Origin of the sequence: Lysobacter sp. BMK333-48F3 (genome assembly GCF_019733395.1) — a bacterium.
Taxonomy (GTDB): Bacteria; Pseudomonadota; Gammaproteobacteria; order Xanthomonadales; family Xanthomonadaceae; genus Lysobacter.
The window spans coordinates 140,855-153,641 of the sequence record NZ_JAIHOO010000001.1; the positions used below are offsets into that span (position 1 = coordinate 140,855).

The following is a 12,787-nucleotide window of genomic DNA, read 5'->3' on the forward strand; positions in this document are numbered from 1 at the left end:
CGCGCGGTCTGAACCACCGCAGCCTCTCCTCCCTGCGAACCGGAATCCCATGACCGCCGTCAACCTCACCAAGACCAGCAAGTTCCTCAGCCTGGTGCTGCGCCACGAACCCGAAGCGATCGGCCTGAGCCTCGACGGCAACGGCTGGGCCGACCTCGACGAACTGATCCGCCTGGCCAATGCCGACGGCAAGCCGGTGACGCGCGCGTTGATCGAGCAAGTGGTGCGCGACAACGACAAGCAGCGCTTCGCGATCAGCGCCGACGGCACCCGCATCCGCGCCAACCAGGGCCACTCGATCGAGATCGACCTGGCGCTGACCGCGCTGGCGCCGCCGGCCGTGCTCTACCACGGCACCGCGACCCGCTTCGCCAAGTCGATCCGCAACCTCGGCCTGATCAAGCAGAGCCGCCAGCACGTGCACCTGTCGGCCGATGCGGACACCGCGATCAAGGTCGGCAGCCGCCACGGCAAGGCCCTGGTGCTGTCGGTTCGCGCCGGCGACATGCACGCGCGCGGCCTGAGCTTCTTCCGATCCGAAAACGGCGTCTGGCTGACCGACGCGGTGGCGCCGGAATTCATCGACTGGCCGGCGCGAGACTGAGCATGCGGCTGCACGCGATCCGCGCCGACATCGCCACGCTGGGCGTGGACGCGATCGTCAACGCCGCCAATTCGTCCCTGCTCGGCGGCGGCGGCGTCGACGGCGCGATCCATCGCGCCGCCGGCCCGGACTTGGTCGCCGAATGCCGCCTGCTCGGCGGTTGCAAGACCGGCCAGGCCAAGCTCACCCGCGGTTATCGTTTGCCCGCGGCCTACGTCATCCATACCGTCGGCCCGGTCTGGCGCGGCGGCGACCAGGGCGAACCCGAGCTGCTCGCCGATTGCTATCGCAACGCGCTGGCCCTGGCCGAACGCCACGGTCTGCGTCGCATCGCCTTTCCCTGCATCAGCACCGGAATCTACGGCTATCCGCTGCAGGCCGCGGCGCGGATCGCGATCGACACGGCGCGCGCGCATGCCGGCGGCGGGGTCGAGGAAGTCGTGTTCTGTTGCTACTCCGAGGCCGATCGGGCCGCGTACGCCGCCCTGCTGGATTGAACCGAGTGCCCGCATGAGCGCCGACCACCGCTTCTCCGACGACGAACGCCGCGGCCTGTACCGGGCGATCTTCGAACGCCGCGATGTGCGTTCGCAGTTCCGTCCGGATCCGATTCCGGCCGAGGTGCTGGCGCGCCTGCTGCGCGCCGCGCACCACGCGCCGTCGGTGGGGTTCATGCAGCCCTGGGACTTCGTTCTGGTCGACGATCCGGCGCTCAAGCGGCGGATCAAGGCGCTGTACGACGACGCCAACGCCGAGGCGGCGGCGAACTACCGCGACGAACGCGCGACGCTGTACCGGCGGCTGAAGCTGGAAGGCATCGTCGACAGTCCGGTCAACCTGTGCATCACCTGCGACCGCCAGCGCGGCGGGCCGCACGTGCTGGGCCGCAACACCCTGCTCGACGCGGATCTGTTCAGCGCCTGCCTGGCGGTGCAGAACCTGTGGCTGGCCGCGCGCGCCGAAGGCATCGGCGTGGGCTGGGTCAGCATCCTCGAACCGGCCGAACTGGCGCGCGCGCTGAACCTGCCCGAAGGCGTGTTCCCGCTGGCCTATCTGTGCCTGGGCTATGTCAGCGAGTTCCTGCCGCGTCCCGAACTGGAAGCGCAGGGCTGGCGTTCGCGCCTGCCGCTGCACGAGCTGATCCACGGCAACGGCTGGGGCGGCGCGATCGAGGACGAGGCCTTGCGCGCGGCGGTCGCGCCAGGCGACGCGCAGGCCTGAGCGCCACAACTTCCTGTAGGAGCGGCGTGAGCCGCGACCAACCGAAGCGGCGCGATACCACGCGGCGACCCGAAGCCCGCGACGCCACGCACCAACGCGTCCTTGGATAGCGCGGCTTTAGATCCGATCTTCGGCCGCAACGCTCGCGAACACCGCTGCGGCTGTCGCGGCTGACGCCGCTCCTACAGGCGATGGCCCGGGGCTTCGATCGACGGCATCGGGCCCTGTTTCTGCTGCGCGTCCCGCGGTCGCGGCTTGTGACCGAAGGAAATCCCTGTGGGGCGCCGCTCCTACCCTTTAGAAGCCGCCAGAAGCGCGCTCAATCCGCGCCCAGGGTCTGGCGCAGGAACGGGACGGTGATGCGGCGTTGCGCGGCCAGCGAAGCGCGGTCGAGCTTGTCCAGAGTCTGGGTGAGCCCGCCCAGGTCGCGGTCGGTACGCTTGAGCAGCCACTCCAGCGCCGCCTCTTCCAACGCCAGGCCGCGCCGCTGCGCGCGCTGGCGCAGCACCTGCGCCCGGCCCTCGTCGTTGAGCGGCGTCAGCACCATGCGCGTGCATTGCGACAGGCGCGAGCGCAGGTCCGGCAGGGTCAGGGCGAGCTCGTCGGGGTTTTCGCGCGCGGCGTAGATCAGGGCGATGCCGGCCTGGCGGGCGCGGTTGTGGGTATCGAACAGGGCGATCTCGTCCTCGCGCCGGCCGGCGATGGCCTCGATCCCGTCCAGCGCCAGCAGGTCGTTGCCTTCCAGGGCGTGCAAGGCCTCGCGCAGGCGGCCGACCGCGGCGGCCAGCGGCAGGTAGGCGGCGCGACGCCCGGCGGCGTCGGCCTCGGCGCAGGCGCCGAGCAGCAGATGGGTCTTGCCGACCCCGGACGGACCGGCCAGATAAACCCAGTCGGCGCCGCTGGGATCGACGTAACCGGCGGTCTCGTGGGTATGCGTGGCCAGCGCGCGCAGTTGCGCGATCGCTCCCTCCGGCGCGTCCACATAGGTTTCCAAACGCTGATCCGGCGGATATCGCAGGGTCAGCGGCAACTGCGGAACACTCACTCGACTTCGCGCTCCGTACGACCGGCGTCGTCCGCCTTGGGCACGACCGGCGCACGCGCCGGATCGATCAGGATGGTGGGGTGCTCGCCTGCGTACAGGCGGCTGTGGGTGTAGCGCTCCTGCGCATAGCGCAGCAGCACGTTGGCGACCGCGGCCACCGGCAGCGCCAGCAGCATGCCGAGGAAGCCGAACAACTGGCCGCCGGCGAGCACGGCGAAGATCACCGCGACCGGATGCAGGCCGATCCGGTCGCCGACCAGCTTCGGGGTCAGCCAATAGCTTTCCACCACCTGGCCGACGCCGAACACCGCCAGCACGCCGAGCACGTGCTTCCAGTCGCCGTACTGCACCAGGGCGGCGATCACGCCGAGAATGATGCCGCTGGCCGGGCCCAGGTAGGGCACGAAGGTCAGCAGGCCGGCGACGATGCCGATCAGGATGCCCAGGTCCAGGCCCACGCCCCACAGGCCGACGCCGTACATCACGCCCAGCACCAGCATGACCAGGAACTGGCCGCGCAGGAACGCGCCGAGCACCTCGTCGGACTCCTTGGCCAGGCGGCTGATCGTGGCCAGGTAATCGCGCGGGATCAACGAGGCGACGCGGTCGACCAGCACGTCCCAGTCGCGCAGGAAGAAGAAGGTCAGCACCGGCAGCAGGGCGATGTTGGCGACCAGGCCGATCAGGGCGAAGCCCGAGCGCGACAGGTAGCCGAGCAGGGTCGTGGCGAAGCCGCCGGCGCGCTCCCAGTTGCTGCGCACCAGCTCGATCAGGTGGTTGAGATCCAGCCAGTCGCTGATTTCCAGGCGGGTGCGCTGCTCCAGCCACGGAATCGCGGTGGCGGTGAACCATTCGCGGTAGCGCGGCAGCGACACGATCAGGGTGCTGATCTGGCGTTCGATCAGCGGCACCAGGATCACCAGCACCAGCACCACCAGCAGCGCCATGAAGGTGAACACCAGGGTCACCGAGGTGTTGCGCGAGCGGCCGGTGCGTTCGATCCGGTCGACCAGCGGATCGCCGAGCCAGCCGAGCATGGCCGCGATCACGAACGGAGTCAGCACCGGGGCCAGCACCCACAGCAACCAGCAGGCGCCCACGCCGAGCGCCGCCCATTGCAGGCGGCGCAGGAACAGGGCGATGTCGTCGACAGGCGCGCGCTGCATCGGTCAGCGCAGCCGGTAGACGGTCGGCTGGCCTTCGAGGCCTTCCAGGGCCTCGATCGTGCCGCCGGTATCGGCCATGCGCTTCAGGCCGGGCAGGCCGGACAGCAGCTCGAGATCGAACTCGACGCTGTCGGGCGTGGCCCGCACCGGGGTCATCTTGCGCACCACCGGCAGGCCCTGCAGATAGCCGGACAGGCGGATATAGCCTTCGGCGCTGTGCACGCCGCTGAACACCACCCGGTAGGTGCCCGGCGGGCCGGCCACGCTGCGCTTGGCGTAGCGCTTCATCAGCGCGTCGGCCGCGCCGTCGGCGCCGCCGGCCATGACCCGGCGCGCATCGGCGTCGGTGGTCGACCAGCTGTTGAGGGTCTTGCCGCCGTCGACGAACACCCAGTCGCCCTTCCAGCCGCCGGTCTTGACCCGGTAGACCTTGCCGATCAGCTGCATCGGCGGGCTGTAGCGGGCCGAGGCGCGGGCCACGGCGGCGCTGTCGCCGCGCCAGATCGCGCCGACGGTGGCCTGTTCGGCGGCGCTGCCGCTGGGCAGGCCGAGGCGGTAGCCGCGGTCGACCGCGCGGTTCAGCGCCGAACGCGCGGCGTTGGCCTGCGCCAGGCCGACCAGGCGCGGGCCGCTGCCGTCGTCGATCGCCATCCACAGCACCGGCTTGGGCCGCGGCTGCGGCCAGACCGGCAGGCCCAGGGTCGAGGCCAGGGCTTCGACCTTGGCCTGATCGAAATTCACCACCAGGGTGGTCTGGAAAGTCGGCGCGCCGGTGACCGCGGAAACGCCTTCGTCCTGGCGGTAGTCGTAGCCGGTGACGTAGTCCTTGGCCCGGCGCAGTTCCTGGCCGACGCCGGGGCGGCCGGCCGCGCCGCGGTCGCCGGACATCTTGCCCAGCACCTGGGCCAGGGCCCGCGCCATCGCGCCGTTGCGCTCGGCTTCGCCCTGGCCGTTGACCTGGACCTCGGCCGAGAACGCGCCTTCGGCCTGGGCGCGATCGCCCTCGACCCGCTGCGCGCCGGCGGCGAAGCTCGCCAGCAGCAGCGCTGCGATCGTCCAACCCCGGATTGCCTTACCCATCGACCAGCCCATCGCTGTCCCTATCTGTCTGTGGAGCGGGCTTCCCGCCCGCGTTGCGAGCCGCCGGCCCGGCCCGAAGACCGCTCGCCGGAACCGGTCCGGACGACGGCGCTCAAGGTTCGAAATGGTGCCGCAGGCGGGGCGGGGAGTCCATTGCGGGGCTGAATGGGGTGCGGAGCGGGATATAGCCCATGGGCGCCGGCAGATAGCGAAAAGCCCGGCCGGCTTGGCTTTCGCTATCTGCCGACGCCTATCCGCTCACTCCTGCCCCGCCCCAGCCTGCTAAAATCGTCGGCTTCCCTCCGCGACCACCCCGGGGCCGCCGTGACCGCTTCCTCCTCCGACACCTCTCCCAAGCCGCTGACCTACCGCGACGCGGGCGTCGACATCGACGCCGGCAACGAGGTCGTCGAACGCATCAAGCCCTTGGTCAAGCGCAGCTTCCGTCCCGAGGTGATGGGCGGGCTGGGCGGCTTCGGCGCCCTGTTCGACCTGTCGGGCAAATACCGCGAGCCGGTGCTGGTGTCCGGCACCGACGGCGTCGGTACCAAGCTCAAGCTGGCCCAGCAACTCAACCGCCACGACACCATCGGCATCGACCTGGTCGGCATGTGCGTCAACGACGTGCTGGTGCAGGGCGCCGAGCCGCTGTTCTTCCTCGACTACTTCGCCACCGGCAAGCTCGACGTCGACACCACCGTGGCCGTGGTCGGCGGCATCGCCAAGGGCTGCGAACTGGCCGGTTGCGCGCTGATCGGCGGCGAGACCGCGGAAATGCCCGACATGTACCCGCCCGGCGAGTACGACCTGGCCGGCTTCACCGTCGGCGCGGTGGAGAAGTCGCAGTTGCTCGACGGCGCGCGCGTGCGCAAGGGCGACGTGCTGATCGGCATCGCCTCCAGCGGCCCGCACTCCAACGGCTATTCGCTGATCCGCCGGATCTTCGACCGCGCCGGCCGGCCGGGCGACGTCGCCGTCGGCGGCGTGCGCCTGATCGACGCGCTGATGGCGCCGACCGCGCTGTACGTGAAGCCGGTGCTGGAGCTGCTGCGCGCCAACGGCGGCGAGCATTCGATCCATGGCATGGCCCACATCACCGGCGGCGGCCTGACCGAGAACATCATCCGGGTGATTCCGGACGGCCTCGGCCTGGACATCCGCACCGCCACCTGGGCCCTGCCGCCGGTGTTCGACTGGCTGCAGCGCGAAGGCGCGGTGCCGCGCGAGGAAATGTGGCGCACCTTCAACTGCGGCATCGGCTTCGTGCTGGTGGTGCCGGACGAAGCGGTCGCGGCGACCGAGGCCGATCTGGCGCGGCTGGGCCTGGCCCACTGGCGCATCGGCGAAGTCGTCGCCCACGCCGGCGGCGAGCGCGTGCATATCGGTTGATCGGCGCCGGCCATCGATCGCCACAAACGGCGGGCTTCGGCCCGCCGTTTTCGTTTGCGCCTACTGCTGCGAAGGGCCTGTTCTACGAAGGGACGGAGGGCATTAAGCGCATGCGCTTAACGCCCTGCGTCCCTAGCCTGCACCGACAGCCCGTTCGTACAGCGCCCCCAAACGCGACGCGGGGAATTAAGCTCGCTCGATTCCCTTCGCTCCTTCGGTGTGCATGAACCTCGTCAAGAAGTCGGCTTTGGCCGTGGTGTTGCTGGTGTTCGCGCTGACCTGGATCGCGCCGACCAGCCCGTTCGAACAAGGCATGCACAGCGTGCTGACCGTGGTCGGCCTGCTCTGGCTGTGGCGCCACGACCGCCGCTGGCCGCTGCGCGACGGCCACTTCCTGGCGATCTGCGGTTTCATGCTGGCCCACTGCATCGCCGCGCGCTGGCTGTATTCCTACGTGCCCTACGACCGCTGGATCCAATGGCTGACCGGCGGCTGGTCGCTGGACCGCGCGTTCGGCTTCCAGCGCAACCACTTCGACCGGCTGATCCATTTCCTCTACGGGGTCTGCTTCGCCCCGGCGGTGCGCGAGTACCTGCGCCAGCGCTGGCCGGCGCTGAGCGCGCGCCAGGCCTTCGTGCTGGCGGTCGCGGCGATCATGTGCACCAGCCTGATCTACGAATGGGTCGAGTGGGCGATCGCGCTGACCATGTCGCCGGAGGACGCGGAGTCCTACAACGGCCAGCAGGGCGATGTCTGGGATGCGCACGTCGACATGTTCCTGGCCAGCCTGGGCGCGCTGGCGGCCTGGCCGCGCGGCAGCCGCGGCGCGCGCTAGCGGCCTGCGCCACTCGCTGGCGTCGCGTGGCGCCGTCGGGCGCGTCGGCATCGATCGTCCGCGGCATTGCGATCCGCGATCCAGCCGGGCCCGGATCGGACGGGTCCGCGCGGCCCCTGCATCCATCGACGGGCCATGGCGGCGTCGTTCCGCCATGGCCCGCCTTGCCGGTTCCGGTGTCTCCCCGCCGGACCGGCCACTCCCCGCAGCGTCGTCGGACACCTGACCGCAGCAGCTTCCTGCCGTCGCGGCGCGGGTGGTACGTCCCTGTACCTTCGAAGACCGCGGCCCGGCGCCCTGCCGGTGTCCGTGACGGCCCGCAGGCCGCACCGGCCGGCGCACCGACCGCGTTCTTCGTTGTCGTGTTCGTTGCCGGTCGCCGACGGTCGCCGCCCCCCTCTCCCACCGTGAGGCGGGTCCCCTGGTCGCGGCGACCGTCGACTTGGCGGCCGTCCTGGCCGCAGACGATCGAACCCGGCAGCGATTCGATCGCCCTGAAGTCCCGTCGGCGCCCGCCCTCCTGGCAGGCCCGTCCGGCTCCGGTCGGACCGACCTCAGCCGTGGCGTCGGCGTCGTTCGGCCCGGCACATTTCTACCCCCGCCGACCGCCGCTGACGAGGAACGAGCCGGGATCGAATCGGGACGCAGCGGGTATATTTGATCCGTAAGCGATTGGTGCTTAAGCGTTTTTTGGGAATCGGGAATCGGGAATGGGGAATCGGGAATCGGAACAGCAGAACGCTGGCTCTGCCGATTCCCGATTCCCGATTCCCCATTCCCGCCTCAAACCAAGGCGTGCCGCCGCGTATAAGTCAGCACCGCATCGACATGGCGCTGCAGTTCGCTGCGCACCGCCTCTTCCAGCGGGCACTCGGCCAGCACGTAGTAGCCCGAGCGCAGCACGTCGCGCCAGCGCGGCTGGCGCGGCAGCTTGGCCAGGCTCAGGTAGCGCTCCATCGCCCGCGCCCGCAGCCGGCCGTCGTCGACCGTGACCCGCCAGATCCGGCTCTTCTCGGCCAGCTCCAGCCGGCCCTGGCCAGTGCTGCGCTCCCAGGCTTCGACCACCGCCAGCATCAGCTCGACCAGGGCGCGCCGGAACGAGGACCGCATTTCCTCGTCGCCGACCTCGTGTTCGACCTCGACGGGTTCGACAGGGATTGGCGCCGGGCCCGGCACCGGTTCGGCGACGGCGGCCTCGGCGCTCGGCGCCAGCGGATCCAGGCCCAGCACCACCGAGCCCTCGCCCTGCCCGGTCTCGCTGAGCCGCGCCTGCAGCCGCTCGCCGTCGCGCGGCCGGAACTCGAAACGCTGCGGGGTCGAGGATTCTTCCAGCCGGGCCAGGGCCTGCGCCAGCGCACCGGCGGCCGGTTCGTCCAGCAGTTCGCCGAACGAGCGTCCGGGCAGCGTGCTGGCGCCGCCGCCGGTCTCGCCGAGCAAGCGGCCGGCGCTGCGGTTGGCCGCGACCACCTGGCCGCCGGCGTCGAGGATCAGCACCGCGTCCTCGCGGCTGTCCAGCGCCGCCTGCAGCCGGGTGCGGTCGACGCCCAGGTCGGCCGCGGCGCGGCGGTAGTAATCCACTTCTTCGGCCAGGCGCGCCTGCCGCGCCGCCTCGGCCAGCCGCGCGCGCTGCTGGCGGCGCAGGAAGAACACGATCAGGCCCAGCACCACCGCCACCGCCGACACCGCGGTCAGCCACAACGCCAGGGTGCGCTGGCGCAGGCTGGCCGCGCGCAGGCGGTTCTCGGCCGCCAACGCGGCGATGGTGCGGTCGCGCTCGGCGGTTTCGAAGCGCAGCTGCATCCATTTCATTTCGCGGTCGTAGCGCGCCTCGCGCAGGTGGCGCGCGGCGGTTTCCGACTCGCGCAGCGCGGTCAGTGCCTGCGGCCACTCGCCCAGGGCCTCATGGTCGGCGGCCAATTCGGCCAGCAGGGCCGGCCGGTCGCTGTCCTGCGCCGGCAACTGCGCCAGCGCGTCCTTGACCCGGGTCAGCGCGGCGCGCGGCTCGCCCAGCGAACGCGCCGCGCGCGCCGCCTGCAACTGCAGCGGCGCCGGCGGCCGCGTGCCGTCGGCGGCGGCCAGGGCCAGGCCGCGCTCGCTCCAGCGCCGCGCCTTAGCGGCGTCGTCGCCGGCCAGCGCGACCCGCGCCAGTTCGGCGTACAGGCGCAGCTGATAGGTGCGTTCGCCGGCCTCGACATAGCCGGCCAAGGCCTGTTCGAGCAGGCGTTCGGCGCCGGCCGGGTCGCCGGCCTCCAGGGCCAGCGCGCCCTGGCTCTGCAGCACGTGCGCGGCCTCGATCCGGTTGCCGATGCGGCGGAATTCGCCCAGGGCCTGCTGGTAATGGCGCTGGGCGTTGGCGGTGTCGCCGAGGTCGCGGTAGATGTCGGCGATGTTGTTGAGCACCGGCCCCGGCGCCGGCTCGCGCGCGTTGCGCTGCACCTGCAGGCTGCTGAGGAAGGCCTGCAGGGCGCTGCGGTAGTCGCCGAGCCGGCGCAGCGCCGAGCCGACGTTGTTCCAGCTCTTGGCCTCGGCGGCCCGGTCTTCGTGGCGTTGCGCCAGCTGCAGCGCGCGGCGGAACCGGGTCAAGGCCTCGACCGTGCATTCGCGGTAGTAATCGAGCACGCCGCGCCGGCGCACAAGTTCGTAATCGGCCGGCCAGCCGGCATCGGCGCCGGCGACCGCCTCGGCGCAATCCAACGCGTCCGCGGCGCCGTCGAAGTCGCCGCCGCTGCGCTTGGCGTCGGCGGCGCGGTACAGGCTTTGCAGGTCGGACTCGCGCACGCCCTGCAACAGATAGCGGCGCCGGCAGGCCTGCGGATCGGCGCGAACCGTGGGCGCGTCGACCGGCTTGCACGCCGGCGCGCCGTCGACCGCCTGCGCCTGCGCCCAGGCCGGCAGCCCGCCGCCGATCAGAACCGCGATTCGAACCGCGCTCCACACTGCCGCCCGACGCCACGGGCTGCCCCTGTCTTCAGCCACGCTCCGCTCCCTGTCCGCTGGCCGCAGCTTTGCCGATCCGCGGCCGCAGCGAAAGCGACCGCGGCGGACCGGACGGTGTCGCATGCCGTCTTCGGCGACTGCGTCACAGTCGTGCGTTCAGCTTCGCCGGTGCGATCGGGGCCGGGCGGAGGGCGAAGCGCCGGCCGCGAGCCGGCCGGATCGCCTAAAATGCGGCTCCGCTCCCGCCTCGCCGCCGCAATGACCCAGCCGCTTCCCCGGATCGCCGTCCTCGCTTCGGGCCGCGGCAGCAACCTGCAGGCGGTGCTCGACGCGATCGCCGCCGGCCGCCTCGCCGGCGAGGTGGTCGGGGTGTTCTCCGACAGGCCGACCGCGGCCGCGCTGCAACGCGTGCCGCCGCCGCTGCGCTGGTCGGCCGCGGCCAAGACCTACCCCGACCGTGCAGCCTTCGACGCCGACCTGGCCGACGCGGTCGCCGCCGCACGCCCGGACTGGGTGCTGTGCGCGGGCTACATGCGCATCCTCGGCGACGCCTTCGTCGAACGCTTCCGCGGCCGGATGATCAACATCCACCCCTCGCTGCTGCCCAAATACCGCGGCCTGCACACCCATGCGCGCGCGCTCGCCGACGGCGAAGCCGAGCACGGCTGCAGTGTGCATTTCGTCATTCCCGAACTCGACGCCGGCGCGGTGATCGCGCAGGCGGTGGTGCCGGTCCTGCCCGCTGACGATGCCGATGCGCTGGCCGCACGCGTGCTCGCGGTCGAACATCCGCTGTTGCTGGCGGTAATGAGACTGGCGGTGAGCGGCCGCCTGGCTGAACACGGTGCAACCGTCACCCTCGACGGTCATCCGCTATTTACGCCGCTGCGTTTAGATTTCGCCGGCGATCTGACCCATCCGGCCACCGGCATCGCGGCCTGACCCAGCGCCCGGCCGCAGCGCGCGTGTCGCCCGACATGCGCCGCTTGCGCAGCATTCACGAGAGCCCAGGATCTCCGCGTCGTCATGAAGTCGCTACTGCCCTTGTTCGCCGCCGCGTTGTTCGGCGCCGCCTCGCCCGCCGGCGCGGCCGCGCTGGAGCCGTTCGTCGCCCATTACCAGGTGTTCAACGGCGGCAAGGCGCTGGGCGACGCGACCATGCAGGTCAAGCCCGACAGCGGCCATTGGCGCATCGACCTCGACATCCGCGCCGAACACGGCATGATGAGCCTGGCCGGCGCGGCCGCGCAGCAGAGCACGCGGTTCGACACCGTCGGCGATGTGTATCGGCCGCTGAGCCAGACCCTGGTGCGCAAGCTGCTGTTCTCCAAGCGCGTCGTCAACGGCGTGTACGACTGGAACAAACGCAGCGCGCAGTGGAGCGGCGACGTCAAGGACCACCGGCGCAAGCCCATCGCGCTGCAGGACGGCGACATGAGCGGCCTGCTGATCAACCTGGCGGTGGTGCGCGATGCCCAACCCGGCAGGACGCTGAGTTACCGCTTCGTCGATTCCGGCCGCGCCCGTCCGCACCAATATGTGGTGGCGCAGGAGCTGGAAGGGGTCAAGGTCGACGACATGAGTTTCAATGCGATGCGCGTGAACCGGGTGCAGAGCGGCAACGAGGAAACCTCGATCTGGGTGGTCGACGGCGTTCCCACGCCGGTGCGCATCCTGCAACGCGAGAACGGCCAGGACACTTACGACCTGCGCCTGGTCGAATACAAAGGAGCCAACGAATGACGATCCGCAACACCACGCTGCGCGGCCTGCTCGCCGCCGTCGCGCTGACCGCGGTCAGCGCCCCCGCGTTGGCGGTCAAGCCGTTCAGCGCCGACTACTCGGCCAGCTACATGGGCATGCAGGGCGCCGGACGCATGACCGTCGCCCCGGCCGACGGCAAGCGCTGGAAGTACGAACTGTCGATTTCCAGCCCGCTGGCCGAACTGCGCCAGTCGACCACCTTCGAAGACAACGCCGGCAAGTTGCGCCCGATCAGCGGCAGCGACTCGAGCAAGGTGCTGACCAAGAAGAAGAACACCGCCGCGAGCTACGACTGGACCCGCGGCGTCGCCACCTGGACCGGCGACGTCAAGGCCGACCGCGCCGGCCCGATCCAGCTGCAGACCGGCGACCTGGACGCGTTGCTGATCAACCTGGCGATCGTGCGCGACGCCGCCGCCGGCAAGCCGATGAGCTACCGCATGGTCGAAGGCGGCCGGGTCAAGCAGCTGACCTACACCGTGGTCGGCAAGGAAGCGATCAACGTCGCCGGCAAGTCGCAGCAGGCGACCAAGGTCTCGAGCAAGAACGGCGACAAGGAAACCATCGCCTGGGTGGTGCCCAGCGTGCCGGTGCCGGTGCGCATCCTGCAACGCGAGAACGGCAGCGACGCGATCGACCTGCGGGTGCAGTCGGTGCGTTGATCCCGCTGCGCCGCCGCAAGCGCGCATGAACGACGCACGCAAACGAAAAGCCCCGCTTCGGCGGGGCTTTTCTTTACCTGGACG

Annotated in this window: 12 protein-coding genes; 8 read left to right on the forward strand and 4 right to left on the reverse strand. The window is 70.9% G+C overall.

What is annotated here, in order from left to right; translation table 11 throughout:
- Positions 1-49 precede the first annotated feature (49 nt).
- From K4L06_RS00385 to bluB, 3 genes are read left to right on the forward strand one after another with little or no spacing between them, the layout of a single operon-like run.
- A complete protein-coding gene (locus tag K4L06_RS00385) occupies positions 50-604 on the forward strand; it encodes an RNA 2'-phosphotransferase (protein ID WP_221669503.1) in 555 nt (184 codons plus the stop codon).
- A gap of 2 nt (positions 605-606) precedes the next feature.
- The gene (locus K4L06_RS00390; protein ID WP_221669504.1) at positions 607-1,101 is read left to right on the forward strand and encodes an O-acetyl-ADP-ribose deacetylase; all 495 of its coding nucleotides are present in this window, start codon (positions 607-609) and stop codon (positions 1,099-1,101) included.
- 13 nt (positions 1,102-1,114) lie between these two features.
- Complete coding sequence (gene bluB / locus K4L06_RS00395) at positions 1,115-1,825, forward strand: 5,6-dimethylbenzimidazole synthase (protein ID WP_221669505.1); 711 nt, start codon at positions 1,115-1,117, stop codon at positions 1,823-1,825.
- 319 nt (positions 1,826-2,144) lie between these two features.
- Here the strand turns inward: bluB and hda are convergent, their stop codons facing one another.
- Genes hda through K4L06_RS00410 form a run of 3 tightly spaced genes read right to left on the reverse strand, consistent with a single transcriptional unit; the run spans position 2,145 to position 5,116 of the window.
- A complete protein-coding gene (gene hda / locus K4L06_RS00400) occupies positions 2,145-2,870 on the reverse strand; it encodes a DnaA regulatory inactivator Hda (RefSeq protein WP_221669506.1) in 726 nt (241 codons plus the stop codon).
- Positions 2,867-4,036 (reverse strand): AI-2E family transporter, encoded by a 1,170-nt coding sequence (locus K4L06_RS00405; protein WP_221669507.1) that lies wholly within the window; start codon positions 4,034-4,036, stop codon positions 2,867-2,869. Before K4L06_RS00405 ends, hda begins: the two co-directional genes overlap by 4 nt.
- Positions 4,037-4,039: 3 nt before the next feature.
- Complete coding sequence (locus tag K4L06_RS00410) at positions 4,040-5,116, reverse strand: DUF2066 domain-containing protein (RefSeq protein WP_343225708.1); 1,077 nt, start codon at positions 5,114-5,116, stop codon at positions 4,040-4,042.
- Positions 5,117-5,440: 324 nt separating this feature from the next.
- Here K4L06_RS00410 and purM point away from each other — a divergent pair, with 324 nt between their 5' ends.
- Together purM and K4L06_RS00420 are read left to right on the forward strand one after the other, a co-directional pair.
- Positions 5,441-6,505 (forward strand): phosphoribosylformylglycinamidine cyclo-ligase, encoded by a 1,065-nt coding sequence (purM, locus tag K4L06_RS00415; RefSeq protein WP_343225709.1) that lies wholly within the window; start codon positions 5,441-5,443, stop codon positions 6,503-6,505.
- A gap of 223 nt (positions 6,506-6,728) precedes the next feature.
- On the forward strand, positions 6,729-7,340 hold the full coding sequence (locus tag K4L06_RS00420; RefSeq protein ID WP_221669510.1) for a DUF2238 domain-containing protein: 612 nt from the start codon (positions 6,729-6,731) through the stop codon (positions 7,338-7,340).
- Positions 7,341-8,123: 783 nt separating this feature from the next.
- Here K4L06_RS00420 and K4L06_RS00425 read toward each other — a convergent pair.
- Positions 8,124-10,316, reverse strand: a complete 2,193-nt coding sequence (locus K4L06_RS00425; RefSeq protein WP_221669511.1) for a tetratricopeptide repeat protein — start codon at positions 10,314-10,316, stop codon at positions 8,124-8,126.
- 219 nt (positions 10,317-10,535) lie between these two features.
- On the opposite strand from K4L06_RS00425, the gene purN reads away from it, so the two are divergent.
- The 3 genes from purN (at position 10,536) to K4L06_RS00440 (ending at position 12,703) form a co-directional block, all read left to right on the forward strand.
- Positions 10,536-11,219, forward strand: a complete 684-nt coding sequence (gene purN, locus K4L06_RS00430; protein ID WP_221673471.1) for a phosphoribosylglycinamide formyltransferase — start codon at positions 10,536-10,538, stop codon at positions 11,217-11,219.
- A gap of 84 nt (positions 11,220-11,303) precedes the next feature.
- A complete protein-coding gene (locus K4L06_RS00435) occupies positions 11,304-12,020 on the forward strand; it encodes a DUF3108 domain-containing protein (protein ID WP_221669512.1) in 717 nt (238 codons plus the stop codon).
- Positions 12,017-12,703 (forward strand): DUF3108 domain-containing protein, encoded by a 687-nt coding sequence (locus tag K4L06_RS00440; protein ID WP_221669513.1) that lies wholly within the window; start codon positions 12,017-12,019, stop codon positions 12,701-12,703. The genes K4L06_RS00435 and K4L06_RS00440 overlap by 4 nt, the downstream gene beginning before the upstream one ends.
- Positions 12,704-12,787 lie beyond the last annotated feature (84 nt).

Bases quoted from the DNA above. Each gene is read 5' to 3' on its own strand.
- K4L06_RS00385 (WP_221669503.1), top strand. From the start codon at position 50: ATGACCGCCGTCAACCTCACCAAGACCAGCAAGTTCCTCAGCCTGGTG.
- K4L06_RS00390 (WP_221669504.1), top strand. From the start codon at position 607: ATGCGGCTGCACGCGATCCGCGCCGACATCGCCACGCTGGGCGTGGAC.
- bluB (WP_221669505.1), top strand. From the start codon at position 1,115: ATGAGCGCCGACCACCGCTTCTCCGACGACGAACGCCGCGGCCTGTAC.
- K4L06_RS00405 (WP_221669507.1), bottom strand. From the start codon at position 4,036: ATGCAGCGCGCGCCTGTCGACGACATCGCCCTGTTCCTGCGCCGCCTG.
- K4L06_RS00410 (WP_343225708.1), bottom strand. From the start codon at position 5,116: ATGGGTAAGGCAATCCGGGGTTGGACGATCGCAGCGCTGCTGCTGGCG.
- K4L06_RS00420 (WP_221669510.1), top strand. From the start codon at position 6,729: ATGAACCTCGTCAAGAAGTCGGCTTTGGCCGTGGTGTTGCTGGTGTTC.
- purN (WP_221673471.1), top strand. From the start codon at position 10,536: ATGACCCAGCCGCTTCCCCGGATCGCCGTCCTCGCTTCGGGCCGCGGC.
- K4L06_RS00435 (WP_221669512.1), top strand. From the start codon at position 11,304: ATGAAGTCGCTACTGCCCTTGTTCGCCGCCGCGTTGTTCGGCGCCGCC.
- K4L06_RS00440 (WP_221669513.1), top strand. From the start codon at position 12,017: ATGACGATCCGCAACACCACGCTGCGCGGCCTGCTCGCCGCCGTCGCG.